At 58.1% G+C, this 25,312-nt stretch carries 18 protein-coding genes and 1 tRNA gene; 11 read left to right on the forward strand and 8 right to left on the reverse strand.

Annotated features, from left to right (window positions below):
* Window positions 1-71 precede the first annotated feature (71 nt).
* Together GC165_20075 and GC165_20080 are read left to right on the forward strand one after the other, a co-directional pair.
* Window positions 72-1,703, forward strand: coding sequence for a formate--tetrahydrofolate ligase (locus tag GC165_20075; GenBank protein ID MBI1335169.1), 1,632 nt, complete (start codon window positions 72-74; stop codon window positions 1,701-1,703).
* 308 nt (window positions 1,704-2,011) lie between these two features.
* Complete coding sequence (locus GC165_20080; GenBank protein MBI1335170.1) at window positions 2,012-3,610, forward strand: FAD-dependent oxidoreductase; 1,599 nt, start codon at window positions 2,012-2,014, stop codon at window positions 3,608-3,610.
* Here GC165_20080 and GC165_20085 read toward each other — a convergent pair.
* On the reverse strand, window positions 3,607-4,788 hold the full coding sequence (locus GC165_20085; GenBank protein ID MBI1335171.1) for a hypothetical protein: 1,182 nt from the start codon (window positions 4,786-4,788) through the stop codon (window positions 3,607-3,609). The genes GC165_20080 and GC165_20085 overlap by 4 nt on opposite strands.
* A 73-nt stretch (window positions 4,789-4,861) precedes the next feature.
* Here GC165_20085 and GC165_20090 point away from each other — a divergent pair.
* The 3 genes from GC165_20090 to GC165_20100 all read left to right on the forward strand — a co-directional run bounded on the left by GC165_20090 (window position 4,862) and on the right by GC165_20100 (window position 9,909).
* Window positions 4,862-4,937, forward strand: a tRNA-Ala gene (locus GC165_20090).
* Window positions 4,893-5,261 (forward strand): hypothetical protein, encoded by a 369-nt coding sequence (locus GC165_20095; GenBank protein MBI1335172.1) that lies wholly within the window; start codon window positions 4,893-4,895, stop codon window positions 5,259-5,261. The genes GC165_20090 and GC165_20095 overlap by 45 nt, the downstream gene beginning before the upstream one ends.
* A gap of 433 nt (window positions 5,262-5,694) precedes the next feature.
* Window positions 5,695-9,909, forward strand: coding sequence for an alpha-mannosidase (locus GC165_20100; GenBank protein MBI1335173.1), 4,215 nt, complete (start codon window positions 5,695-5,697; stop codon window positions 9,907-9,909).
* Between the two features lie 17 nt (window positions 9,910-9,926).
* Here the strand turns inward: GC165_20100 and GC165_20105 are convergent, their stop codons facing one another.
* Genes GC165_20105 through GC165_20115 form a run of 3 tightly spaced genes read right to left on the reverse strand, consistent with a single transcriptional unit; the run spans window position 9,927 to window position 11,600 of the window.
* Window positions 9,927-10,775, reverse strand: a complete 849-nt coding sequence (locus tag GC165_20105) for an alpha/beta fold hydrolase (protein ID MBI1335174.1) — start codon at window positions 10,773-10,775, stop codon at window positions 9,927-9,929.
* Window positions 10,775-11,257, reverse strand: coding sequence for an ATPase (locus GC165_20110; protein ID MBI1335175.1), 483 nt, complete (start codon window positions 11,255-11,257; stop codon window positions 10,775-10,777). Before GC165_20110 ends, GC165_20105 begins: the two co-directional genes overlap by 1 nt.
* On the reverse strand, window positions 11,244-11,600 hold the full coding sequence (locus GC165_20115; protein MBI1335176.1) for a helix-turn-helix domain-containing protein: 357 nt from the start codon (window positions 11,598-11,600) through the stop codon (window positions 11,244-11,246). Before GC165_20115 ends, GC165_20110 begins: the two co-directional genes overlap by 14 nt.
* A gap of 441 nt (window positions 11,601-12,041) precedes the next feature.
* Between GC165_20115 and GC165_20120 the strand changes: the two genes are divergently transcribed.
* Both GC165_20120 and GC165_20125 read left to right on the forward strand, forming a co-directional pair.
* Entirely contained in the window at window positions 12,042-13,238 is a 1,197-nt protein-coding gene (locus GC165_20120) for a DUF4236 domain-containing protein (GenBank protein MBI1335177.1), read from the forward strand.
* A 130-nt stretch (window positions 13,239-13,368) separates the two neighbouring features.
* Entirely contained in the window at window positions 13,369-14,781 is a 1,413-nt protein-coding gene (locus GC165_20125) for a hypothetical protein (GenBank protein ID MBI1335178.1), read from the forward strand.
* Between the two features lie 52 nt (window positions 14,782-14,833).
* On the opposite strand, the gene GC165_20130 is transcribed toward GC165_20125, so the two are convergent.
* From GC165_20130 to GC165_20140, 3 genes are all read right to left on the reverse strand, one after another.
* Complete coding sequence (locus GC165_20130; protein ID MBI1335179.1) at window positions 14,834-16,783, reverse strand: hypothetical protein; 1,950 nt, start codon at window positions 16,781-16,783, stop codon at window positions 14,834-14,836.
* A gap of 85 nt (window positions 16,784-16,868) precedes the next feature.
* The gene (locus tag GC165_20135) at window positions 16,869-18,134 is read right to left on the reverse strand and encodes a glycosyl hydrolase (GenBank protein ID MBI1335180.1); all 1,266 of its coding nucleotides are present in this window, start codon (window positions 18,132-18,134) and stop codon (window positions 16,869-16,871) included.
* 259 nt (window positions 18,135-18,393) lie between these two features.
* The gene (locus GC165_20140) at window positions 18,394-20,613 is read right to left on the reverse strand and encodes a prolyl oligopeptidase family serine peptidase (GenBank protein ID MBI1335181.1); all 2,220 of its coding nucleotides are present in this window, start codon (window positions 20,611-20,613) and stop codon (window positions 18,394-18,396) included.
* Between the two features lie 131 nt (window positions 20,614-20,744).
* On the opposite strand from GC165_20140, the gene GC165_20145 reads away from it, so the two are divergent.
* A complete protein-coding gene (locus GC165_20145; protein ID MBI1335182.1) occupies window positions 20,745-21,374 on the forward strand; it encodes a VOC family protein in 630 nt (209 codons plus the stop codon).
* A 5-nt stretch (window positions 21,375-21,379) separates the two neighbouring features.
* Here the strand turns inward: GC165_20145 and GC165_20150 are convergent, their stop codons facing one another.
* Window positions 21,380-22,099, reverse strand: a complete 720-nt coding sequence (locus tag GC165_20150) for a hypothetical protein (protein MBI1335183.1) — start codon at window positions 22,097-22,099, stop codon at window positions 21,380-21,382.
* Window positions 22,100-22,136: 37 nt separating this feature from the next.
* On the opposite strand from GC165_20150, the gene GC165_20155 reads away from it, so the two are divergent.
* The 3 genes from GC165_20155 to GC165_20165 are packed head-to-tail and all read left to right on the forward strand — an operon-like array spanning window position 22,137 to window position 25,312.
* Complete coding sequence (locus GC165_20155; protein MBI1335184.1) at window positions 22,137-23,285, forward strand: helix-turn-helix domain-containing protein; 1,149 nt, start codon at window positions 22,137-22,139, stop codon at window positions 23,283-23,285.
* 54 nt (window positions 23,286-23,339) lie between these two features.
* Window positions 23,340-24,368: an alcohol dehydrogenase catalytic domain-containing protein gene (locus GC165_20160; protein MBI1335185.1), complete on the forward strand. Its 1,029-nt coding sequence runs from the start codon at window positions 23,340-23,342 to the stop codon at window positions 24,366-24,368.
* Window positions 24,365-25,312 carry a gfo/Idh/MocA family oxidoreductase gene (locus GC165_20165; protein MBI1335186.1) on the forward strand — a complete coding sequence of 316 codons (948 nt, stop codon included), beginning with the start codon at window positions 24,365-24,367 and terminating at the stop codon, window positions 25,310-25,312. Before GC165_20160 ends, GC165_20165 begins: the two co-directional genes overlap by 4 nt.

The raw sequence follows: 25,312 nt of genomic DNA on the forward strand, positions 1-25,312 counted from the left end.
AAAAGTACTGAGTGGACATTTGAACGGGAAAGTGGACATAGCGAAGGCGTCAGAATAGGATTTGGCTCGCCATGACCAACCTGGATATTGCTCAAGCCGCTACATTGCGGCCCATCACCTCCGTTGCCGCCGATTTTGGACTCGGTGACGACGACTTTGAAGCCCTCGGCCGATATAAAGGGAAGCTAACGCTGGACGCGGTTCAGCGTCTCACCTCGAAGCAGACGGGGAAGCTGATCTTGGTGACGGCGATGAGCCCGACGCCGTCGGGCGTGGGCAAGACGACGGTGACGGTTGGGCTAGCACAGGGGCTTTGCTCGATCGGTAAGCGAGCGATTCCGGCGATTCGCGAGCCAGCTTTGGGACCGATTTTTGGGATCAAGGGTGGAGCTTGCGGGGGCGGATACAGCCAGGTTTTGCCGATGGAGGACATCAACCTCTTTTTCACCGGCGATTTCCCCGCAATTACGGCGGCGCATAACCTGCTGAGCGCGCTTCTGGACTCGCATCTGAACCATGGAAACGAGCTTGGGATCGACACAAGGGGGGACCTGTGGCCGCGGACCCTGGACATGAACGACCGGGCGTTGCGGCAGATCGTCGTTGGGCTTGGGGGACGGAGCAATGGTCCTACGCGGGAGGACGGCTTTGTGATCACCCCGGCGAGCGAGATCATGGCGATTTTGTGTTTGTCGACCTCGCTGACCGACCTGAAGGAGCGGTTGGGTGCGATTGTGGTGGGACATAACCTGCGGCGTGAGCCGGTGTATGCGCGCGACCTGCGGGCGCATGGGGCGATGGCTGCGCTGTTGGCGACGGCGATCCGGCCGAATGTGGTGCAGACGATGGAGGGCGGCTTGGCGTTTGTTCATGGTGGTCCGTTTGGGAATATCGCGCACGGGTGTTCGTCGATTTTGGGCACGCAATGCTCGCTTGGGTTGGCCGACTATACGGTGACGGAAGCGGGTTTTGGTGCGGATTTGGGAGCGGAAAAGTTTCTCAATATCCTATGTCCGCGCCTGGGGCGAGGGCCCGATGCGATCGTGTTGGTGGCGACGATTGCGTCGCTGAAACATCAGGGCAACGGCGATTTGACGTTCGGGGTTGGGAACCTACGGAGGCATGCGGAGCATCTGCGGAACTATGGGCCCGAGATCGTGGCGGCGGTGAACCGTCGGGCAGAGGATACGGACGACGAGCACGCCGAGTTGATCCGGCTTTGTGCTGAGTTTGGCGTGAAGGCGGTTTCGTGCAACCCCTGGGGAGCCGGAGGTCCGGGTTGCGCCGAGCTGGCGAAATTGGTTTGCGAAGTGGCGGAACGGACGGTGCCGACGACCCAGCTTTATGCGCGGGAGGATGCACTGGAGACGAAGCTGTTGAAGATCGTTCAGCGGGCGTACGGCGGGCAGGATGTGGAGATGTCGGATAAGGCGCGCAAGAACCTCAAGTGGCTTGAGGCGAACGGCTTTGGGAATTTGCCAGTGTGCGTGGCGAAGACACAGTACAGCCTGAGCGACGATCCGTCGCTTTTGAACGCGCCGGACGGGTTTACGTTGCACGTGCGAGAGCTTCGGCTTTCGGCGGGGGCGGGGTTTGTCGTGGCGGTTTGTGGCGAGGTGATGTTGATGCCGGGGTTGGGGAAGACGCCGACGGCGTTCGCGATCGACATCGACGATGACGGGAAGATTTCGGGGTTGTTTTAGGCTTCGCTTTCGCAAACATAGATGAGATGGTGGCGAGAGTCGCCTTCCTTCGAACGGGCCAACGGCTGGGCTTCGCCCGGGTCGTCCCGACTTTCGGGACTCCTTGGACTCTTCAAGGTCCGGTTCATAATCCAGCCCTTCGAGCCACTTTGCGGCTCTGCGGACCGGGCTAAATTAGAACGCCCCTTCAGGGCTCCATATGGACTTTTGATGTCGCAGGTTTGTGCTGAGAACAAACATCCCCAGTACTTCGACCGGCTCTGGAGGGGAGCCAGTTACGTTACACTAAAGGTGTGAAGCCCGCCGACTTGAAGTCCTCCTACGACGTTGTCGTGGTCGGTAGCGGGCACAACGGCTTGGTCGCGGCGGCGTATTTAGCGCGGGCCGGGAAGTCGGTTTTGGTTTTGGAGCGGAATTCGACTTTGGGCGGGGCGACGGCTTCGCAGAAGGTCTTTCCCGATTACGAGGCGTACCTTTCGCGCTATTCCTACCTGGTGTCTCTCTTTCCGCAGAAGATCGTCAACGACTTGGGACTGACCTTTCGGACGGAGCGGCGAACAACGGCTTCCTTTACGCCGTACGATAGCAATTCAAAGGGGCTGGTGCTTTCGAACGTCGATGAGGTGCGGTCGCGGGAGTCGATGAGGGAGATGACAGGCGGCGATCAGGCGTGGGCTGATTACGAGCGGCTGATGGCGCTGGAGACGGCTTTAGCTGGGCGAGTTTGGCCGACCCTGCTGGAGCCTTTGCGCGCGCGGAACGAGTTTGAGGCGGCGATGGAGTCGCCTTTGGAGAAGGAGGCTTGGCGGTCGTTTGTGGAGGAACCTTTGGGCGGCGTGATCGAGCGATATGCCCAGCATGACGCGTTGCGCGGCCTGGTGATGACGGACGGCAAGATCGGCGTGTTTACCCATCCCGACGACCCATCCCTGATTCAGAATCGATGCTTTTTGTACCACGTGATCGGCGGTGGGAACGGCGAATGGCGCGTGCCGGTAGGCGGGATGCGGTCGCTGGTGAATTCGCTTTTGGATGCTTGTCGGTCGGCGGGTGTCGAGTTTATGAGTTCGACTTGTGTTCAAGGTGTTTCGCTCGGCTCTGAAGTCCATGAAGTTCGGTTCGATCACGAGGGGGCTGATTTTGCGGTCGATGCTCGCTCTGTGCTGGTGAACGCGGGTCCTAAGACGTTCGCTCGGCTCTTTGGGTTGGCTTGGGAGCCAACGGCGACGGACGAGGGATCGGTGGTGAAGATCAACATGCTTTTGCGGCGCTTGCCGAAGGTTCGAGCGGCGGGAGTGTCGTCGGAAGAGGCGTTTGCCGGATCGTTCCACATCGACGAAGGATACGAGCAGATGCGGCAGTCGTTTGCGACGGCGGCGACGGGCGTGGTGCCAAACCCGGCTCCGGGCGAAATGTATTGCCATACGCTGACGGACCCATCGATTTTGAGCGATGAGTTGCGGCGTGAGGGGTACCACACGCTGACGCTGTTCGGGCTCGACATGCCTTATCGGCTGTTCGAAGAGGACCACGACGCGCGGAAGCGGCGGGTGCTGGAGCTTTATCTGGAGGGGCTGGACCGAATCTGCGCGGAGCCGTTTGCGGACTGCCTGGCATTTGATGCGGACGGGCGTCCGTGCATCGAGATCAAGACGCCGCAGGACCTTGAGATGGAGGTCGATCTTGATCTCGGGAACATCTTCCACAACTCGCTTTCGTGGCCGTTTGCCGACCGGGCGGAGGACACAGGGACCTGGGGTGTTGAGACCGAGTTTCCTCGTGTTTATCGAGCCGGGTCGTCGGCGTTGCGAGGCGGCGCAGTGAGCGGAATACCCGGCCATAACGCGGCGATGTGCCTGCTTGAGGCGGAGAGCCGTCTTGAAGCAGAACGGGTTACCCTGCGCTAGCCTCGGAAGAATCGCCTGGCGGCGTCCATCCAGGGGTCGCCCGCTTTTGGCTGGACGAGGATTTTGGGCTTCCAGAACTCACGCGGCGTGCCGTCGACGTGATAGATTTTCTCGGTAGGAAATTGGACGCGGAGCTTGGAAACGGGTAGCTCGAAGCCGGAAATTGCGCCGCGGAGTCCGGCCATGTGGGTGCCGATGACGGTTCCGGCCCTGGTAGCGTCGAAGCCGATCGCGATGCCTTCGCCCATGCTTCCGGTCCAGTGGTCAACGAGGATGGCGACCTTGGCCTTTGGAGTTTGGCTGTAGCGCGGGTTGGCGTACTCGACCCAGTCGTGGATCGTGTTGGTGTCAATCTCGTAGAAGGTGTGGCGCTGGAAGGCCCGGCGGGAGCGGACGAAGTGGCCGAGGATGGCGCGGGCGACGGAGGAATCGCCGCCGCTAGGAGTGTTGCGGAGGTCGATGACGATCCGTTTGGCTTTGAGAATATCGGCGCGGTGATGGTCGAATTCGGTGACGAGGCTATATTGGCCGAGGCTGTTTTCGGGGCGGAGGTAGAGGATTCCGCCAGGAAGGTTTTCGACGTCGAGGGCTTTGTCGAACGAGGGCTGGGCGGCAGTCGCGAAGCTGAGTTCGAAAGTTTTGCCGCTTCGCTTGACGGTGAGTTTTCGGGGCGAATCCCATCGTCCGGCGAGGGCGGCGTTGAGGCCGTATTCGGCGGCGCGTGGGTCGGTTTTGCGGACGTGAAGCCACTCTTCGGAGGCGGCTTTGGCAGTTTTACCGTTGATTTGGAGGATGACGTCGCCGTTTTTGACTCCGGCTTTCTGGGCGATGGAGTTCGGGCGGACCTCCTCGATGATGGCGTTATCGCCATGCCAGGCGGCGTAGATGTCGGCGCCGGTGGGCACGAGGCGGGGCGAATGGTCGTCGTTGGAGCCTAGGCCAGCATGGAAATCGTGAAGCTCGCCGATGAGGTCTTCGAGGGCGCGCAGGACGTCGGTTTTGGTTTTCGCGTCTCGGAAAGTCGGCTCGTAGGCTTTTTGGAGAGCGTCGAAGTCGATTTTGTCTTGGTGGGTGTAGGCACCGGCGAGGCGGATGTCCTCGATGAACTCTTTGAGGTCGGCGGTGTAGTCGGGGGCTTGGATGAAGCATGCAGCGGCGAATGCAACACAGGAGAGCATGGGAATCCAGATTTTGGCATATGGGCAGTTGCGGAGGACACAGGAATTCGGGTTAAATATAGGTCTTGACCTCGGGGGTATAGCTCAGCTGGGAGAGCGCTTGCATGGCATGCAAGAGGTCAGGGGTTCGAGCCCCCTTACCTCCACCAAAGTTTACGGCTCCTTACGGGAGCCTCTTTCATTTGTGGAGTTTTGGGGCGAGAAGTTTATCCCGCCGAGCTTGCGAGGGAAATGAGCGAAGCGAATCGGGAAGCCCCCTTACCTCCACCAAAGTTCTGATGTTCTTCGTTTACATCCTTTGGAGCGAATCTCGTCAGAGATTCTATATGGGTCATTCCGCTGATTTTGAAGACCGACTGATAAGGCATAACGAAGGGCGATCTAAAGCGACAAATCCTGGAGTCCCGTGGGTCCTGAAGTACACCGAAAGTTTTGACACAAAGGCTCTCGCAGTGCCGAGAGTTGGAGATTAAGTCGTGGAAATCGGCTGACCGGATTAAGGAGCTCATTGGAGAGCGTCCCGCTAGGCGGGACAAGAGGTCAGGGGTTCGAGCCCCCTTACTGTACTCTGCGGTCTTCAGCTATGTAGGCAAATTGCCGCACCGCGATGTGGCGTGGGTAGCGACACGGCTTGAGCACTCCATAGTGGCTGAACCCCTGTGATCTCTATTGGGCGCTTAGACGTGCTGTTGGGCAGTCCCGATTTGCTTCGCATATTTCCCTTCGGCGGGAACTTCGTGATGCCCACCCTCCCAGACACTGGTAAATCTCAAGTTCACCCACCCGTAAAGCGGCTCTCTGGATGTGAACATTATTTTGGACATTATTAAGCCTTGGAGTACCTCCGTCCTTTCCTCGGTCACAAGTATAGTAACCATTGAACCTTCGCGGTTTGGGCCCCACAAGATGAAGTTCCGATTCCTTTCTTCCGCGCTTGCAATCACTTTCAGCGCCTTCGTGATGGCGCAACAGAAGCCGACGCTTTACGTCGTGCCGTATGCCCACTTGGACACGCAATGGCGGTGGAGCTACCCTCAGGTGATTCGCGAATACCTTTGGAACACGATGGAGGACAACTTCAAGCTGTTCGATAAATACCCGCACTACACCTTCAACTTTGGCGGGTCGCGACGGTTCGAAATGATGAAGGAGTACTTCCCCGAGGAGTACAAGAAAGTCGTCGCCGCCGTCAAGGCGGGGCGATGGTTCCCGGCTCCAGCGAGCGTCGACGAGACGGAAGTGAACATAATTTCGGGCGAGTCGGTCATTCGCAACGTTTTGTACGGGAACGAATACTACAAAAAGGAGTTCGGAGTCACTAGCGACGAATTCATGCGTCCCGATAGCTTCGGCTTTCCCTATTCGTTGCCGACGCTTCTCAGCCACGCGGGGATCAAGGGGTTCTCGACTCAAAAGTTGACTTGGGGCTCAACGGTTGGCATTCCGTTTAACGTCGGTGTTTGGGTCGGGCCAGATGGAAGCGGCGTCGTTTCGGCTCTGAATCCAACCAGCTACGGCAGCCGCGTGACTGACGATCTCAGCAACGATCCCGAGTGGATCAAGCGGCTCTCGGAGGACCCGATTCCGGTGGACTATCGATACTACGGAACGGGTGACCGGGGCGGCGCGCCCGCCGAAAGTTCGGTGGCTAACGGCGAAAAGAGCGTCACCAGCGACGGGCCCATCAAGGTCATTCAGGCGGGAGCGGACGTGATGTTCAAGACGCTCACTCCCGAGCAGATTGCCAAACTTCCGAGGTACCAGGGCGAGCTTCTTCTCACCCAGCACAGCGCGGGTTCGATGTCGTCGCACAGCGAAATGAAGCGCTGGAACCGCAAAAACGAGTTGCTGGCGGATGTCGCCGAGCGGGCTTCGGTTGCCGCCTCGCTGTGGGCGCAGACTCCCTACCCGATGGCCAAGCTCAACAAGGCGTGGGACCTGACTCTTGGTTCGCAAATGCACGATATGCTTCCCGGAACCTGTCTTCCCAAAGCGTACGAATATGCTCAGAACGACGAGAACATCGCTCAGAATTCTTTCGCATCGACGGTGACGACTGCGGTCGGCGCGGTGGCCTCGCGATTGAACACCTCGGCCAAGGGAACGGCGCTAGTCGTTCAGAACCCGCTCTCAATCGCTCGCCAGGACGTGGTGGAGGCCGAAGTGCCGCTGACGGGATCGATCACGGTTTACGGTCCCGATGGACGCGCGGTTCCGACCCAGGTGAAGTCAACTGACGGTCAAACGAGTCACATTCTTTTCTTGGCCAACGTGCCCGCCAACGGGTTTGAGGTTTATGACGCGCGGCACGGTCAATCATCGCGATTTGATTCGGTTCGGGCGACGAAGAGCACCCTTGAGAATGGATATTTCCGAGTTACGCTCAATGCGGCGGGAGACATCGCGTCGATCTACGACAAGCGAGCAAAGCACGAAGCGTTCAAGTCGCCGTCTCAGTTGGACTTCCAGCATGAGAATCCGGCCGAGTGGCCCGCCTGGAATATGGATTGGGACGACCAAAACAAGCCGCCGTATGCTCACTTATCGGGTCCGGTGACGATGAAGCTCGTTGAGCATGGCCCGGTCCGATCCACGATTGAGGTCACCCGAGAGACAGGAGGCTCGAAGTTCGTCCAGCGCATCAGCCTTGCGTCGGGACAGGCTGGCGACCACGTCGAAGTGGAAAACCTGATCGATTGGAGCACGCGGGAAACGGCGCTCAAGGCCGCTTTCCACCTCACCTCGCCCAATTCGAAGGCAACCTTCGGAATGCAAGTTGGGGCTATCGTTCGGGAGAACAATAACCCGAAGAAGTACGAACTTCCGGTGCATGGCTGGATGGATGTGACCTCGCCGGACGGCAAGCACGGAGTTGGAATTCTCAGTCCGTTCAAGTACGGATCGGACAAGCCAAGTGACGACACGATCCGCCTCACGCTGATCTACACGCCGGGAACGCGAGGCGGTTATGAGGACCAGGGCGTGCAGGACTTTGGCCGCCACTCGATCGTTTACGGAATCGTTCCCCACGCGGGCGATTGGCGACAGGCCAATATGCCTTGGGAGTCGGCTCGCCTCGCTCAACCGCTTCGGGCATTTGTCACGAGCAAGCACGAAGGATCGTTGGGCAAATCGAAATCTTTGGCGTCGACTTCGAGCAATCAAGTTGAAATCCAGGCGATTAAGCAGGCCGAAGATAGAGACGGCTACATTGTGCGGTTGCGGGAACTGACCGGTCGCCCGGCGAGCAACGTCGTGGTGACGATGTCGAACGCCGTAGTCGGCGCGGAGGCGGTCGATGGCCAGGAGCGCCCTCTGGGCTCGGCGGAGACGCGGAACGGAAAGCTGATCGCCAATGTGAAGGGATTCGGCTTAGCCTCGTTCCGAGTTCGATTGGCGACGCCGAAGATCATGCTTCCGCAACCCAGTTCCAGCCCGGTGGCTCTGCCGTTCGATCTCGATGTCGTGAGCACATCGCAAAACGACAAGGACGGCGATTTCGACCACCACGGACGAACGTTGGCGGCCGAAGAGTTTCCGAGTCAGCTCAAGGTCGACAACATTGAGTTTAAGCTGGGCCCAACCACCGACGGCGCCAAGAACGCCTTGAGCGCCACGGGGCAGACCATCCGCATTCCCAAGGGATACCAAAGGCTCTATCTGTTGGCGGCGGGAACCTCGGATACCCAGACTTCCATGACCATCGGCAGTCATCGGGTGAACTTCAAAGTTCCTTCTTGGGCGGGCTACATCGGCCAATGGGACACTCGTCTTTGGAAGGGCGAACAGCCGGAACTCGCATATGGTTGGAGGCTTCCTTTCGACGGGCTTGCGCCAGGATATGTGAAGCAAACCGAACTGGCGTGGTACACGTCGCACTGCCACCTGGCGGGAGAAGGGAACGGCTACTACCAGTACACCTACCTCTTCAACCATGGATTCGATATTCCGAAGGGCGTGACCAGTGTTCGGCTTCCGGTCGATCCCAATTTGCGCATCTTTGCCATCTCGGTGGCCAAGCAAACTGAAGATCAGACCTCGCCCGCGATGCCGTTGATCGATACTCTGGACGATCATAAGCCGGGAGGCATGCCGAGCATCGTGGTACCGTCGGGCGCTTCGAGTGAAGGCGTCGATGTCACCCTGACTCCGCCGCTGTATTGGAAAGGCGACAACCTTCGATACACGACGGATGGCTCCAAGCCGACGGCCAAGTCGCTTCGATACACCGGACCGATTTTTGTGGGCCGACCGACGACCATCAAGGTTGCTCAAATCAACGATAATGGAACGTCGGGGCCGGTTGCCGAAAAGCGCGTCGAGGCCCGAGATTCGGTTCCGCCAAAGCTGGTCACCGGGACCATCATTCGGAGCCTGGGATTTGTTTCGATGGCGTTCAGCGAACCGATTAATCGGTCCGAGGGTGAGAGCGTGTCGAGCTATCAGATTTCGGGCGCGAAGATCGTCGCGGCGAAACTGTCGGACGATTCGCGATCGGTCTTCTTGACTCTCGATCGCGCCCTGGCCGATGACGCTCGGGTGACGGTTTCGACCAAGGTCCATGACCGAGTCGGAAATTCGTCCACCATCGAGTTCAATGCGGGTGCCGAAATGAAGCCGGTTTTCGACTTGCTGGAGCCGGTGCAGTCCAAGACTCAAACCTTCGACGCTCCGGTCCCCCGCAAGGGAACGGATTCCTGGACACTCAATTTCTGGGTCAAGGTTGACAAGCAACCGGAACCAAGAACGGTCCTGGCTGGATTTGGACGCGCGCGTGACGGGCAGAGCGGAACGGGTCGATACATCGCCAGCTTCCCGCGGGGCCTTGAGTTTTGGGCCGCCAACCAGGACGTTACGTCGAACGTCCGGCTCGACCTGAATCGATGGCAGATGCTCACGGCGACGTTCGACGGAACGATGCTTCGCCTCTATAAAGACGGCCAGAAGATTGGTGAGGGCACCCCGCATCTCAGCGACGACAACGGTCGGGTCAATGTGATGCCGATCGACCCTTGGCAACAACGGCGCACACTGGACGGCGAAATCAAGGACTTCACCATTTGGCCGGTCGCGCTTCCGGCTGAGGCCATCGAGAAGCTTCAAAGTCGCACTTCCGGTTAGGAGTGCGACTTTGAACGCTACGGCTTGGCGTCGAGAAAGTCGTTGACCATGGGGATGATGACGGATCCGCGCTGCATCAGCGTGACATGGGTGGTGTCGGGCAAGATGGCCAGCCGCGATGACGTGCGCGGTCCCATGTCGCCGTGGGTTTCTCCGCCTTTGAGTCGAAACATCTCGGCGATGTGCGAGAGCAGAATGCCGTCCGCGTCGCCATTGATGAAGAACATCGGCGCTTTGGTGGCCCTTATTTTGTCAGCTCCGAAGTCATACGGTTTGGAGGCCGAGGCGACGATCCGCTGGACGAACTGCGGAAAGTAGTCGGGAGTTGGGCTCAGTCGCTTGTACTCGGTCTCGATGGGCGAGCCTTTGAAGACGTCCGCCGTGAGGCCCGCGATGGCCTCGCGCGAACCCGCGACCATGCCGTCACTGCGGAAGGTGGACGAAATGATCACCGCCTTTCGTACGCGGTCGGGATGGCGGATGGCGCACTGCAACGCCACCTCTCCGCCCATGCTATAGCCGATCAGGTCTGCTTGGGAAATCTTCAGATATTTGAGTAGGGCGGCCACATCGTCGGCGAGGTTTTCGGGCGAGGGTTCTCGCGAGATGTCGGCGGTGCGGCCATGGCCTTGCATTTCAACGGCGATGACCTTTCGCGTTTTGGAAAGCTCGTCGATCCAGCCATCCCAGTTGATGGTGATGGTCATGAACGCGCCGTGAAGTAACACCACGGGTTGGCCACTCCCGTGAATCTCGTAGTACATCTTGAGCCCATTGACCGGCGCGTAGCCGGTCGTGGGTTTGGATTGGGCCGATGCAACAGTCATGACAAGCATCATGGCTAGCAACGCTGCTAACCACCGCATCAATCCGACTCCATCGTGGCGAGAAGTTCTTCGAGTTGGTCGAGGACCTCGGGCATTGCGCCGGTCGCTCCGGTTTCAACCGCTTCGGGCGACGGATAGCGATCGTGAATGATCAGAAGTGTCTGGTCTTCCATTTCTTCGAAGGTCACGGTGGTGATGGTTTGGCCCGCGTCGCCTTCATCGTTGGTCCAAACTAGGCGTGAGGTCGGTGTCACTTCGACGTAGGTTCCGAAAAATTCCATCGTCGAACCCTCGTGGAGGAATGCTAAGCGGTACTGGCCGCCGACGCGGATATCCATGTCGCAGGCGACCAGGTTCAGCCCGTACGACTTTGGAACCCACCATCGCCGGAATAGTTCGGGCGTGGTCCACGCCTTGAACACGAGGCGGGTGGGTGCGTTGACGGTGCGTTTAACAACGACTTCGCATTCAGAAATTCGCTCTACGGTCGTGTTGTTCTTGTTTTGGCTATTTAGGTGCATTTGCGTTCTCCTGCTGTTTCAATTCTTCGACTATAAGGTCCAGTTCATCAAAGCGTGCGGCCCAGAGTTGGTGATACCTCTCGATCCACGCCGCCTCTTCTTCGAGTCCGCGCTGTCCGAGCCTGCAGGTTCGGACGCGGCCGATCTTCTCGGTCCTGACGAGCCCGGCTTGCTCCAGGACGCCGACGTGCTTCTTCATGCCCGTGAGGGTCATTTGGAATTTTTCGGCAAGAGCCGTGATCGAGGCGTCGGCACGTCCGAGTTGCTCCAGGATGCCGCGCCGGGTGGCGTCTGATAGCGCGCCAAACGAGGTATCGAAGTGGGTTTGACTATACTGAACCATTTAGTTCAGTATAGCGGATGTTTGGGGAGTATGCAAGGGGATTGGAAAAATGGCTGCGTATCGTTTTGGCGTTCGATGACGAGTCAGCATTGGTGCTTTCTTGGCTTACCACTGGTAAATCCCAGCTTGCGGACAAGCAGACGTCTTTACCAGTGCCACCTCTAGCTTGGGTGGGCAAGATGCCCACCCTCCCAATGGGCTCTGGGCTTTGACTATCCATGAATCCTCCCCACCGTCCCGATGTCGCTGTGCTCCACTTCCTTTCAGCGGAATCTAAGGAGTTTGCTTCGCGATGCTCGCTCACCGACTCCACATGAATCCTCCCTGGGAAGCAGCGTGGTCAGTCGGGTATTTGACATGGTCGCTCTTATAGTGATTTTCGAGATAGCTTCTAGCCAACACTTAATCAGTCTTCATATAATGAATCACTAGCCAAGTCAAATGGGTTTAAGATTTCATCGGTCATTTAAGCTGTTTCCTGGGGTTCGGCTCAATGTTAGCAAGAGCGGATTCAGCACTAGTTTTGGAGTGAGAGGAGCCACCATTAATGTGGGACCTCGTGGTGTAAGAGGGACGGTGGGAATACCAGGTACCGGACTCTCCTATAGCGCCAAGATTGCTCCAGGCGCTCCTAGTTTGCCTGTTGGGGCTCCGTATTGGTCTCCGCCCCATTCCGCTCGACGAGGAAATCCGGTCCTACCCGTGCCGCCTCAAAACGTTCCCTACATCCCCTCGCAAGGAATGAATCAGATTTCGAGTGCGGCAGTGGAATGGCTAACTTCGGACGGATTGCAAGACTTGAGAGACATGCTCGTGGATGCTAAGAGGCAGCGTCAGGAGATTCGAGAAGACTTGCTGTCAACAAAAAAGGAATTGGCGGCTCGTGAGAGGGAGCTTCGGTGGAAGGACAGTTTCCTTAGATTTCTTTTCAAGAAAAGGGTTGCCGAACTTTCCCAACTTGTTCCTGAATTACGTCGACATATCGGTGAGCTCAACGCATGGAATGAAGCGACACACATTGATATCCAATTTGAAACAGGCAATCAGGCTCTAAGGGCATACGGAGATCTGGTTCGGGCTTACGAGGCATGCCGAAATTGCCAAGCAATATGGGATGTCACTGCCGACCGGGCCACGAATCGAGTAGTGGAAAGGACTACCGCCACGAGGTCCGTCGATAGACGCCCGGTGCGGTTCGAGTACGATGACAGCGACATTATCAGGTTCAAAGGTAGGGCGATGAGGCTTTCGAATGCCAACGGAGACGACCTGCTTCTTTATCCCGGAATCATTCTCATTCCCAGGGCAGACGGAGCTTTCGCTTTGCTGGACTTTCGTGATGTCATGTTGCATTCAGGGGCCGTTGACTTCATCGAGTCCGAACGAATTCCGGCAGATTCGAAAGTTGTCGGTCACACCTGGGCCAAGGCAAATAAGGATGGCTCCCCGGATCGACGCTTTGCTAGCAACTACCAGATTCCGGTCTGCGAATATGGGCGGCTCCATTTCGCAAGCCGGACCGGTTTGAACGAGGAGTTCCAACTGTCAAATTCCATGGCGGCCATATCTTTCGGACATGCTTTCACTGCCTATTCGAGAGCCCTTTCTATGGCACCGAGTTCAGTTACTGCGCCCTGAGTTTGCCACATTTGGTTGGCAATGGAGCGCCCTGAACGTGCGGAGCGCATCTTAACCTGGTTTATTGGCGAGGTTCATTTGCTGAGCCACGAATGGAGGGATTCATTTGCCATAATTTGAACCTAGAGCGATGGTGGTCGGTCGTATTTCCTTGTTGTTGGTTTGCCTTGTGCCGTGGTTGATGGCCTTTCGGAGCGACGAGCCGGTAGTCCGATTGCCGAAGGCTAAATATTCCAAGGAGGTTGTGGAACTTGGGCGCATGCTTTTCCGCGACAAGGGTCTTTCGAATCCGCCAGGTCAGGCGTGCATCAGTTGCCACGATCCGGCGGCAGGCTATACCTATCCCGATTCGGAGGTGAATAAGGTTTACGGCACCGTTCCTGGCGTGGTGGTGGGGCGATACGGCAACCGACGACCCCCTTCCTTGGCCTATTCACCGTTTTTGGCGGCGGGCTTGCCCCACTACGACAAGGCGGCGTTAGCGTGGGTTGGCGGGCTGTTTTGGGATGGCCGAGCGAAGAGTTCGCTTGAGCAAGTTCAATTCCCTCTGTTCAATCCGAACGAGATGAACAATCAGATTCACGGCGTCGGTCAACCGGCGATGGTGGTCGAAAAGATCAAAACGGGGCCACTGGCGGGTGCCTTTAAGAAGGTGTACGGGGCCAACGTCTTTTCGCTTCCAGTTGAGCAGGTATTTGGAAAGATTTCGGAGGCGATCGTTGCTTACGAGGCATCGCCGGAGGTGTCGCCGTTCACCTCCAAGTACGACGCGTACCTGGAGGGCAAGGCGGAGTTGACGCCTCAGGAGCTATTGGGGCTTCGGTTAGCGACGGGCACGTTGACCGGTCGCCCGGGCGGATTGCCGTTCAAGAAGTCGGCGCACTGTATGGATTGTCATGGAGCGAGCTTTGACTTGAGTGCAGGGCCGGACTTGTGGACGAACAGTTGCTATGCGAATTTAGGGGTGCCACGAAACAAGGCGAGCCTGTACTTCAAGATGAGCGACCAGAAGAAGAACCCCGATGGATACAACGCCCGTGGTGATGCTTACGTCGATATGGGGTTGGCGGGGTTCATCTACCCGTACTACGGTTGGAGTCCGCGCAAGCCGCACGGGCCCGACCCGCTCCAATTGATCGGCACGTTTAAGGCTCCGACGCTTCGCAACGTGGACAAGCGGCCTAATGCGGGATTCGTGAAGAGCTACATGCACAATGGCTACTTTAAGAGCCTGAAAGATGTGGTGCACTTTTACAATGCCCGCAATCTGACCGATGTTCCAGGCGAACTGATCGACTATACGAAGCCCGACCCTTACGCGGCGCTGAAGGGCAAGCCGCTATTCCCGCCGCCTGAGTACCTGGACGCGAATACCTTGATCAACCCGACGGGTTTGAGTGCAGCCCGAGGCGCGCCGACGACGCCCAGCAACGCGATGGACCCGGACGCCATGCAGATCGGCAATTTACACCTCACGGACAAGGAGGAGGACGCAATCGTCGCGTTTTTGAAATGCTTGTCCGACGGCTACTTTAAGCGATGAAAAAATGGCCCGCTCATCGCTGAGGCGGGCCATCTTTTCGATGTGGTTCCGGCTATTGACTGACGGTCCAGTTCAACTGATTCAGGTGGGCTTGCCAACCGGCGGCGGTGAGCGCCTTGTAGGTCACGAGGACCCGCATTTCACCAGTCGTCTGATTGACGAACCGCGATAGCTGGCCGGTTGCGCTGACGCTGACCGTTTGATCGGCGGTCGTAGCTCTTCGCGAGTCGACCTCCTCCCAAGCGTTGGTCAGGAAGTTGAACATCGAAACCACCTGACCGGGGCCAAGATTGTTGACGTTAGCGACGAACGTGATTCCAAGTCCACTCGGGTTCAGGACCGGCGAAATGCCGTTGATCTGAATCATGAACGGAGTGTCGCGGAGGTTGGTTCGGCTTGGGCCGATGTTGAGGTTCAGATAGTCGGAATCGGCGGCCGCGAGACTGGCTACGTTTCCGCTGGATACGATTCCCTGCAGAACTTGGTAGGAGGTGGGGGCGACTTGTACCGTGCCGATGTTGATCGATCGACCAGCCGAGGCGATTCCGTTGCAGACGACCTCGATGACGGATGGGCCCTTTTCGATATTGCTGGGAATGTCGAAGAAGGTCGACACGGGCAAGGAGCCGGTGGCGACGGCCATCGTGCTATGGTCGTGAGTCTTGCAGTAGCGGACGTGGCCGGTGGCGCTATTCGTGATTCTCACCAACGGGTAGTTCGAGTTGTTCGTCGAATCGTCTCCGTAGGCGCTGCCATTGGAGAGACCGTTGAACTGAGTACCGCTGATGATATAGGTCTTGCCGGTCAACGCGCCGGAAGATGGGTAGGCGCTGATGGTCGGTCGCCAGGCGTCGTTTGGTACGTTGTTGGTCGGCGAGTAGATTTCGACGTCCTTCGAGAAGTCCGTGAACATCACTTGCCCGTTGGGCAAGATCAGGAAGTTCCCCACGTAGGACGGGTTGCCGCTGGAGTTCGGTACGTTCGCGACCTCTAACAGCGAAGTTCCATCCCACTCGTAGAAGTGGCTGGGCGAGTTGAAGACTCCCGGGCTGGTGTAGGCCAAGATGTGGCCATTTGGCAACAGGACGGCGGGGCCGTCAGCGATGTCCAACTGACCGCCGACATTCGGAAAGTCGGGCGCGCTGACCCACGATCCAGGGTTGTTGGTGCCGGTCCCGGGGGTGTAGATGGCATTGTGTCCCGTTGCGCCAAAGGCGAAGACCTTCCCATCGGGCATGAGGACCATGGGGCCAAGCTCTTGGGAGGAGGAGTCCTCTAAGCGCTGGGGTGTATCACCCGCCGAAACCCAGGTGTCGAGCGACGGGATGTACTTTTCTGCATGGGGCGCGTTGATGGCGTCGCAGGTCATGATGGTGCCATCGGGGAGGAGCACCCAGCCTTCCTCGTCGAATCGGTCCAGTTTGCCGGTTCCCGATAGGTTGGTCCACTGCAAGGTGCCAGGATCCAGGATTGACAATTGCTTGTCGAACGGATGGGCGAGGAGGAATCGGCCGTCGGGCATGACTTGGCACTGCGCGTCGCCGATCTGGCTCCAACCAGAGGGCGCAGCCAACGAGGTCCAGGTGTTCGTGGCCGGATTGTAGACCGAGCCTTTGTTCGTCCAAACGGCGCCTTGGTTTAGGTTGTATTCGCCGCCAATCACGACGACACGGCCATCGGCCAGGACGGAAGAGGCGAAGTACAGGGGGCCATAGTCAGACGACATCGTGCCGATCGTCGACCAGGTTCCATCACGATAGGAACCAAGCGATGTTGGAGTGAGTTTGTACCAGGTGTTCGTCTGAGGACTGTGGCAAATGACGGTTCCGTCCGTCATGAGAATCGGCACGCCAACTGGACCCGGTGGGTTCGTGGAAGTACGTTGCCAACTTCCCGAATCGGGAGATTGAGGACGAGAATTAACCTTTCTTTGGGCATTGGCCGTGGTGACCAGGGAAAGCGCACAACCCACACATGCCGCTGCAATGGAAAAGGAACGCATGGCGAATTATAAACTAGGCCCGATAGCCGAAGTGTTATGGGATGCGTATTACCGCAAGATTGCTAGGTTCTTTCTATTGGAATTCTTATCGTACGCGAAGGATGACTGGGTGGTCGGTCAGCGTCAACGTGAGGCTTTTGGCCCGTTCGATTTCCTTGGTTGGCTTGGTGCCGATGGTTGGGTCGTAGACGACGACCGAGCTTGCAGGCTTTTCGAGGTCGATTTCGATTGAGTCTTGGCCCGGAAATCGTTCGCTCCAAACGATGAGATCGAAACTTCCGTCGGCCCGAGAGAGGAGTAGATCGTGGTTGGTTTTGGGTTGATTGGGGATCGAATAGCCCAGCGATTTTCCATATTTGCCGGTCGGGCTCTCTTGGTGGAGGATCGTGGTGAGATTGTGGAGGTATTCGCCAGCGGGTCGAATGGTGTAGTCCGGTCGGACGAGACCGAAGGCTTGATTGCCACCTCCATCGACGCGGTCGCGGAGCAGATAGAGGGCGGTGTAGCTCCAGCCTCGCTTGAACTGGGATAGGTAGAGGTCGACGATCAGTTTGCCGTGGGTCACTTCGTCGACTTGGCTGTCGATGGTGAGTCCGGTTTCGGTGGTGACCCTTGGGAGGGTTTGGAGATCATTTTCGGAATAGCCGGGAAAGTGCTTGGCCCAGGTGCGACCGAATTCGCCATAAAGGCCATCGATGGGGCAGTTGGGGCTGGGATCGGAAGTGTTCCATGCCTTGTTGTCGATCAGCTTTGGAGAGTTGGGGTGAAAGACGTAGTTGTGGACGTTGGCGAAGTCTGCGTATTGGGTTCCGGCGGGGAAGGTCGTATTTGCACCGCTCGGAATCTTGAGGAATTGGAGACCCGTATTGTCGAACTGGGCTCCGGCTTCGCTGGGGCTCCAGACGGGATATTTCTTCAGGAGCGGGTCAGCTTTGACAGCGGCGTAGAGGTCGCGCTGGAGTTCGGCGACGGGTCGCCAAGAGGTTTGTCCGCGTCCGCCGGTTGCGCCGTTGTAGGTGATCGGCCAATTGTTGGGTTCGTTGGGACCTTCGAAGGCGAGGAGCGCATCGGCTTTTGCGAGGTTGCGACCCTCGCGAAGGAGGCGTTTGAGGTCGGTGCCGCCACTGCCGAAGCCAAAACTGAATTTGGCTCCGGTTCGCTGGTGGAGTTCGAGGAGGTCAGTGATCGAGTCCATGCTTTCATAGCCGGAGCGGAACCAGCGGATGCCGATGTATTTGGCCAGGCGGGCGGTTTCGTCGAGCTTTTCGCCGCGGGCGCTGATGGCGGAGTTTGCGCCGATGCTATCCAGGAATTTCTCGACGGGGATTGCGGGGGTCGGCGGGAGCCACATGGAGGTAGTTTACAAGTTTAGGCTTCAGGATTGAGTGAGTTGGTGCTGGGGTAGCTGAGGGGCTGTTGTACAGCTGTCGTCTATCCCTCGGTTCGCTCGTTTCTCGCTCACCGATCCCTTCGCCAAGGGATAGCCTCGTTTTACGATGGCTTGCGGCTTGCGGCTTGCGGCTTGCGGCTTGCGGCTTGCGGCTTGCGGCTCGCGGCTTGCGGCTTGCGGCTTGCGGCTTGCGGCTCGCAAGAGCAGAGAGCAGAGAGTGTTACGAACCGCTCTTCAGGGGGCCACCGGGCATGTGGGATTGCAGGAATCCGAGGATCAGGTTGAACAGGTGTTCTACGGTGCCTTGGCCTTCGCTGATCTCGTGGGTTCGGTTCGGGTAGGACATCATGGTGAACTGCTTGCCCTCGGCTACCAGGCGGTCGATCAGCCACTCCGTATTTTGGTAGTGACAGTTGTCGTCGCCGGTGCCGTGGATCACGAGGAGGTCGCCATGCAGGCCCTTCACGAAGTTGACCGGGGAGTCGTTGAAGTACGCCTGCGGATGCTCTTTGGGCAGCCCAGAGTAGCGTTCCGTGTAGATCGTGTCGTAAAGCGAAATATCGGTCCCGGGGGCGACGGCGATGCCGAGCGACCAGATGTCGGGATACGAGAAAAGGGCTTGCAGGGTGTTGGTGCCGCCGGTGCTCCAACCCCACACACCGATCCGCTTGGAATCCACGTACGGGAGGGCGGCCATCTGTCGCGCAGCGGCGGCTTGGTCCGCAGCGATGATGGGATTCATATTGAGATAGATCGATTTTCGCCAAGCCCGGCCTTTGAGCGCGGGGGTGCCACGGTTATCGAATGTGCAGACGATGTAGCCTTTCTGGGCGATCAGCCACCAAAGCATTTGCTGGACGCCGAGCCACTGGTCTTTCACCTGGACGCCGGCGGGTCCGCCGTAGACCTCAAAGAAAACGGGGTATTTCTTCGTCGCATCGAAGTTCGGGGGATAGACGACGATCGCGTCCATTTTCCGCTGTCCATCGGCGGTGGAGAAGGTGCGGCGCTCGAGGGAGCCCTTGTCGATATTTTCGACCCTGAGGGTGAGGGCCTTGTTGGCGGTGATCACCCGAAGCGTGCGGTGCAGTGGGAATTCGACGAGGTCGCGTTGAGTGGGAACACCCAGACGAGAGTAGTCGTGAATGGCGAGAGCGCCGTCGGGCGAAATATCGTAGCTGTTTGTCCCGTCCAGGTTGGCGGGAGTGAGCCGATAGGGTTCCTCATTATCCAGCGAAGTTTGATACAGGTAACGCTGGGCGGCAGCGCCGGGGGACGCATAGAAGAAGATGGCGTTGCCCGCGGTCTGGATACCGTCGGTATCAACGTCATATTCGCCCGGCGTGAGGTCGGAATCTTTGCCGTTGCGGTCCACGGCATAGAGGTGCCTTTGACCGCTCCGTTCGCTCAGGGTCAGGAACTTCTGACCTTGGGCTACCCATGCCACGCCGGTTGGCGCGGTATCCATGATGTCCACCCAAGCGGGGTCTTTGTCGCTCCAGATGAGGTGTTCTTTGCCCGTTCGGGCGCTGACGAGGTAATAGTCGTCCTGATTCTGCCGACGGTTGAGAAACTGGATCAGGAGTTCTTTTGAGTTTGCGGCCCAATCCATGCGGGCAAGGTAGCCGTTATCGGGAGTCGCCTTAGGATTCATCCACTTGACGCGCCCGCCGTAGGTCGAGACTACGCCGATGCGGGCTCGGGCGTTGGGTGTTCCCGCTTGAGGATAGGGAAACTTCTTGATCACCTGTGTCTTGTTGGACTGGTCAACGAGGGTGAACATGGCTTCAGGCGAGGTGTCGAGCTGCCAAAAGGCGATCTGCTTGCTGTCGGGGCTCCAACGCCACCCGTCGCGGAGGCCAAGCTCCTCTTCGTACACCCAGTCGAAAGTTCCATTGACGGTTTTTTCGGCTCCGTCATGGGTGATCGAGCGGATTCGCCCGGTTTGCAGGGAGCACACATAGATGTTGTTGTGGTACACGTATCCCGCTGATTTTCCGTCAGGCGAGATCTTGGCGAACATCAGTTCCGATTGGGCTTTGCTGGGGCCGAGGCGGCGGAGCTTGCGCGTCTTCAGGTCGAAGACGTAATAATCCCCCCTGGTATTGAGGCGCCAAACCTTTTTTGAATTTCCATAAAGGAGGACCTTGTCGTCGGTCATCGATGCGGTTTCGGGCTTAAAACCGTCGAGGTCTTCAGCCTTCACCAAGGTTTTGATTTCGCCCGATTCGGCGTCGATTTTAACCACCGCACCTTGTTGGATGGACAGCAAGGAGTGACTTCCGGGAAGCCAATGGCCGATGGGGCCGTCGGTAGCTGAACTGTACCGGCCGTCAAACAGACTTTCTATCGAGAGCTGTTCCTGCGCCGCCGCTAGGCGGCAAGCGAAAGCGACTATGAGGGCGCAAATGGCCCGTGGGCCGCGAACGGCTCGTCTCATCTTTTCACCATGCTACCACCGCTTGACATCTTGTAGGGTGGATAGTATTCTCTTTTCGTTGCCTGTAGGGCGCGCCGACGCTTTTGTCGAAGGGGCTATGCCCGCCTACGAATCTATCCCGTAGTGCGCCTATGTCAAATCTCGAAAACCTTCGGAAGCAAGCCAAGCAGATTCTGCGGTGGCATCGCGATGGCGAAACCACCGTGGCTCCGATCCTTCGGGCTCATCGGTCCGAATTCGAATCGCTTAGCGACCAGCAAATCCTCGATGCACCGTTTAAGTTAGCTGATGCTCAAGAAGTGGTTGCGCGGCGAGAAGGCTTCGAGTCATGGTCTGCACTGCTTCACGGACATGAAACCATGAAAGCACCCGAAAATAAAGCAACCCATTCACCCTTCTTGACAGCGGCTGAACCGCAGCTTTTTGTCACCGACTTACCCGCCGCCCTGGAGTTCTATCAATCCGTCTTGGGATTCTCCGTTCGATTCTCCTACGGCGAGCCGCCTTTTTACGCTCAGGTGTTTCGCGATGCGGTGAGCCTAAACCTGCGATTGGTCCACGAGCCGGTGATGTTGGCGGAATTGGTCAAGTCAGAAGAGTTGTTGGCGGCGAGCATCACGGTCAAGAACGTGAAAGAGCTATTTCTTGAGTTCCACGAGGCAGGAGCGGAGTTTCATCAGTCCTTAGTAACCCAGCCGTGGGGCTCCCGAACCTTCATTGTGAAAGATCGGGAGGGGAACCTGCTCTTGTTTGCGGAATAGCGGTTTTAGCTCTTGCCCACGAGTTTGGCTTTGACTTCCGACCAGCCCGGCGCGTAGTCTGGCTTGATGGACCACGCCTTGAGATCGCGAATGTCGATGGTGCCGCCCTGGGTTCCGCAGAACCCGAGACCGGCGGCACCCTTGGTCGCCGGTTCTTTCAGCGTCGGATGCGTGCCGTAGAGGGTCACGCCATCGACTTGCATCAACACTTCGTCGCCCTTCTGTTCGGCCACGACGTGGTACCAGTGGCCATCTTGGAAAGTGACTTTGTCGGTGGTGGCGAGCTTGGCCTTGCCGGAGTCGGCGTCGAGGGAGAGGCCGTCCTTTTGGAAGGAGAATCGTGCTTTGTGGTGGCCGTACTCGATGAACGGGGCGAGTTTGGTGAACGTGCCGCCGCTGAATCGGATGTCGAATTCGGCGCAAAAGTCTTGCGGAGTTGAGGGGATGGCCATACGCGGCTCTAAGCCTTTGTGATCTTTCCGACCGGCTTGGTATTCAGGCGTAGAGGGTTCGCCCGAAACGATGCCATTTGCGAGTGTCCAACGCGTTTTCTGCCTTGGCGACCAGACTTTGGCGGCAAGGTCGGTTTTGTCCGGTGCGGGCGATTGAAGGACTAGTTTGTCGGGGACGGTCATCAGCGGATTGGCGAACACGAAGAGCGTGAGCATCCTCGGCGTGAACGATGCGCGGTGGCGGTTGTTTGGCGGAGTGTCCAAAGGACCCACGATTTGTTACCAGTCTTCCTGACAAAATAATGTAGTTATGCAACGACCTCGGCCCAGGGTAGCGCTAATCGTTGAGACCTCGACGGCGTATGGCCGGAAGATTCTTGAGGGAATCTCGAAGTTCGTGAGCACGCACGAGCGGTGGTCGTTGTTCGTCGATGAGAGGGAGTTGAACGCACCGCCACCGGATTGGCTGTTGGACTGGGATGGGGATGGAATCATTTGTCGTTCCACGACCCCGGAACTCGCCCAGCAACTGCGGCGACGGAAGATTTCGGTTGTCGATCTGAACGATCGGTTTGGGAATTTGGGTTTGCCGCATGTGGAGTCGGACATGCGAGCGCTTGGCGTGTTAGCAGCCCAGCACTTGGTCGATTGTGGGTTCGGGCAAATCGCCTTTTGCGGCTACCGGGACGAGAAGTGGAGCGAGTCGCGACTGGAAGGACTGCGGTCGGTAGCTGCGCCTTGCGCGACGTTTGAGAGCCCTCTGCTCAACCTTCGCAAGGGCGATTGGGACCACGACCAAAGTGAACTTCGAGAGTGGGTTCGGAGCTTGCCAAAGCCGGTGGGAATCGTGGCTTGTAACGATGTGCGGGCCTTGCATGTGTTGGATGCGTGCGAGTCACTGGGGCTGATCGTGCCGGGTGAGGTTTCAGTCGTTGGGATCGATAATTCGGAGACGTTTTGCTCGCTTTGCAATCCGTCACTTTCGAGCGTGGTGCCGAACGCATCGGCGGTTGGGTATGAGGCGGCGGCGATGCTCGATATGATTCTGAGTGGGCATCGACCAAGGTCGGAATCGGTCTTGATTGCGCCGAAGGGGATAGTGGTTCGGCAATCGTCCGATTCGGTCGCGGTTTCGGATCGGCTGGTGGCGGAGTCGCTTCGGTTCATCCGTGAGCACCTTCGGGAGAAAATCGACGTGGCTCATGTGGCAGCGTTCGCCAAAGTGTCTCGCTCCACTCTGGAACGGCGATTTTCGTCGGCGATTGGTCAGACGCCGCACGAGGCAATCGCTAGAGCTCGATTGGCCCGCGCTTTGAAGCTCTTGTCGGAGACGACTTGGCCGTTAAGCCGGGTGGCGGACGAAGTGGGGTATTCCCACGCCGAATACCTGATCACCGTCGTTGAAAAGGCGACGGGCCAAAGCCCGAGTACTTACCGAGTGACGAAAAATCGTAGTTGATTGGCGAAAAACCTCATTGCGCGTGGCCTACCTTTCGGAGGATAGTGACGTCATATGACGGCAATCCCTTCCGTGATGACGGTTCCGCACTTTGTGGGTGGCGGCAAGATTTCGACGACGGAAAAGCCGGTGCCCGAACCTGGGCCCGGCCAACTCTTGATCAAAGTTCAGGCGAACGCGCTGTGCGGGTCGGAGCGCGGGCAGTTTTGGGACGGAACCGAAGTGACGCCCGGCCACGAGGCGGCAGGGACGGTGGTGGCGGTCGGACCGGGAACGACGACGCCGGTCGGGACGACGGGCGGAGTCTTCCTCATGGACTTTTGCGGCGAGTGCCGAAACTGCCTGGCGGGCTACACAAACCAATGCCTGGCGAAGCGAGGCGACATGGGATTCAATCGCGACGGCGGGTATGGAGTCTACGAACTGATCAACGGGAGCCTCTTCTTTCCCACGCCTGAGCTGTCGGCGACCGAAGCGACGCTACTGTTGGACGTGATGGGTACAGGTGGGCATTCGATCCGGCGGGCGAAGCGAGCCCACGACGACATTCGTTCCATTCTGATTCCGGGGGCAGGACCGGTGGGATTGGGAATCTTGGCGATGGCCAAATTGATGCTGGGGCCCGACGTGCCGGTGGTGATCTCGGATGTGGTTCCGTATCGGCTCCAACTGGCCGAGCAACTCGGCGGACTTCCGGTTTTGAGTTCGGAAATGTCGCTGGCAGACGGCCTGAAGCGGCACGGCCTGAACGCGCCCGATGTGGTCATCGATGCGGCGGGTAAGGAGTCGGTTCGCGATGAGTGCATGGCGCTGTTGGCGCATCGGGGCGTGCTGGTAAGCGTGGCGCACGGCGGCGGATTGACGATCAAAAGCCTGTACGGCGACTTCGTTTTTCGAGAGATGACGCTGATTGGAAGCGAGTACTTTGCTTACTGCGAACTTGCCGCGAACTACGACCTGCTGATGAAGAACCGAGCGATGATGAATTCGATCATCACGCATCGGTTTGGAGTCGGCGAGATCCAGGCGGCGTTCGACCTTTTCTGGGCCGGAAGCACGGGTAAGGTGGTCATCGAACAATGAAAGTCGCCGTGATTGGAACGGGGGGATGGGGGCTTCAGCATGCGCGGGTGTTTTCCCAGCATCCGAAGGTTGAGCTTTGCGCGGTGACCGGGCGGAATGCCGAAAGAGCCGAGGCCCGCGCTAAGCAGTTTCACACGAAGGCTTATACCGATATCGACCAAATGCTGACCACGGAGCGGCCCGACCTCGTCAGCCTATGCCTGCCGAATCAGGGGCATTTTGAGCCGACGATGCAGGTGATCCGGGCCGGTTTTCCGCTGATTGTCGAAAAGCCGCTGGTGTTCGAACTGGATGAGGCAACCGCCTTGCTGGAGGCGGCGGGTGATCGATTCTTTGCGATCTGCTTCAACCACCGATGGGCAAACCCGGTTCGCATGGCCAAGGAGGCGATTGAGACCGGAAAAGTCGGCGACATCGTCTTCGCGTCGTGGCGATTCGGCGGCGAAGGGTCGAGCGATCACCCTTACGCGAACTTGATCGAGACTCAGTGCCACGGGTTCGATATGTTGGAGCATCTTTGCGGGCCGATCGAGGCGCTTTCGGCGGAGATGACGGCGCACCCATCGACGATGGCGCTTTCGCTGAAGTTTCGATCGGGGGCGGTAGGGAGCCTGCTGGGCTCTTACGATACGTCGTACGCCTACCCCGAGACTCAGCGGATCGAGGTGAGCGGATCGAAGGGGCGGTTTGTGATCGACGACACGGTGGCGCGGTACCGGTTCAACCAGGCGGGCAACGAGACGGGCGAGATTTGGGAAGCGGGGTACTTCAACGACTACGACCGCGAGTTCCACCGGACCTTCGATTCGTACATGGACGCCGTTATTGAGGCATTTCTGGGCGGGCAAGCCCCGCCAGTTCATGCCCGGGCGGGTTTGCGGGCGCTTGAGCTGGCTCACGCGGCAATTCGATCATCGGAAAGCGGAACTCGGGTGACGGTCTGA

The sequence above is a fragment of the Armatimonadota bacterium genome, assembly GCA_016125185.1.
Classification (GTDB): domain Bacteria; phylum Armatimonadota; class Fimbriimonadia; order Fimbriimonadales; family Fimbriimonadaceae; genus Fimbriimonas.

Excerpts from the sequence above, each read along its gene's own strand:
- GC165_20120 (MBI1335177.1), top strand. The coding sequence starts at position 12,042 with ATGGGTTTAAGATTTCATCGGTCATTTAAGCTGTTTCCTGGGGTTCGG.
- GC165_20110 (MBI1335175.1), bottom strand. The coding sequence starts at position 11,257 with ATGCACCTAAATAGCCAAAACAAGAACAACACGACCGTAGAGCGAATT.
- GC165_20075 (MBI1335169.1), top strand. The coding sequence starts at position 72 with ATGACCAACCTGGATATTGCTCAAGCCGCTACATTGCGGCCCATCACC.
- GC165_20130 (MBI1335179.1), bottom strand. The coding sequence starts at position 16,783 with ATGCGTTCCTTTTCCATTGCAGCGGCATGTGTGGGTTGTGCGCTTTCC.
- GC165_20085 (MBI1335171.1), bottom strand. The coding sequence starts at position 4,788 with ATGCTCTCCTGTGTTGCATTCGCCGCTGCATGCTTCATCCAAGCCCCC.
- GC165_20155 (MBI1335184.1), top strand. The coding sequence starts at position 22,137 with ATGCAACGACCTCGGCCCAGGGTAGCGCTAATCGTTGAGACCTCGACG.
- GC165_20135 (MBI1335180.1), bottom strand. The coding sequence starts at position 18,134 with ATGTGGCTCCCGCCGACCCCCGCAATCCCCGTCGAGAAATTCCTGGAT.
- GC165_20095 (MBI1335172.1), top strand. The coding sequence starts at position 4,893 with ATGGCATGCAAGAGGTCAGGGGTTCGAGCCCCCTTACCTCCACCAAAG.
- GC165_20105 (MBI1335174.1), bottom strand. The coding sequence starts at position 10,775 with ATGCGGTGGTTAGCAGCGTTGCTAGCCATGATGCTTGTCATGACTGTT.
- GC165_20160 (MBI1335185.1), top strand. The coding sequence starts at position 23,340 with ATGACGGCAATCCCTTCCGTGATGACGGTTCCGCACTTTGTGGGTGGC.
- GC165_20165 (MBI1335186.1), top strand. The coding sequence starts at position 24,365 with ATGAAAGTCGCCGTGATTGGAACGGGGGGATGGGGGCTTCAGCATGCG.
- GC165_20125 (MBI1335178.1), top strand. The coding sequence starts at position 13,369 with ATGGTGGTCGGTCGTATTTCCTTGTTGTTGGTTTGCCTTGTGCCGTGG.
- GC165_20145 (MBI1335182.1), top strand. The coding sequence starts at position 20,745 with ATGTCAAATCTCGAAAACCTTCGGAAGCAAGCCAAGCAGATTCTGCGG.
- GC165_20115 (MBI1335176.1), bottom strand. The coding sequence starts at position 11,600 with ATGGTTCAGTATAGTCAAACCCACTTCGATACCTCGTTTGGCGCGCTA.
- GC165_20100 (MBI1335173.1), top strand. The coding sequence starts at position 5,695 with ATGAAGTTCCGATTCCTTTCTTCCGCGCTTGCAATCACTTTCAGCGCC.
- GC165_20140 (MBI1335181.1), bottom strand. The coding sequence starts at position 20,613 with ATGAGACGAGCCGTTCGCGGCCCACGGGCCATTTGCGCCCTCATAGTC.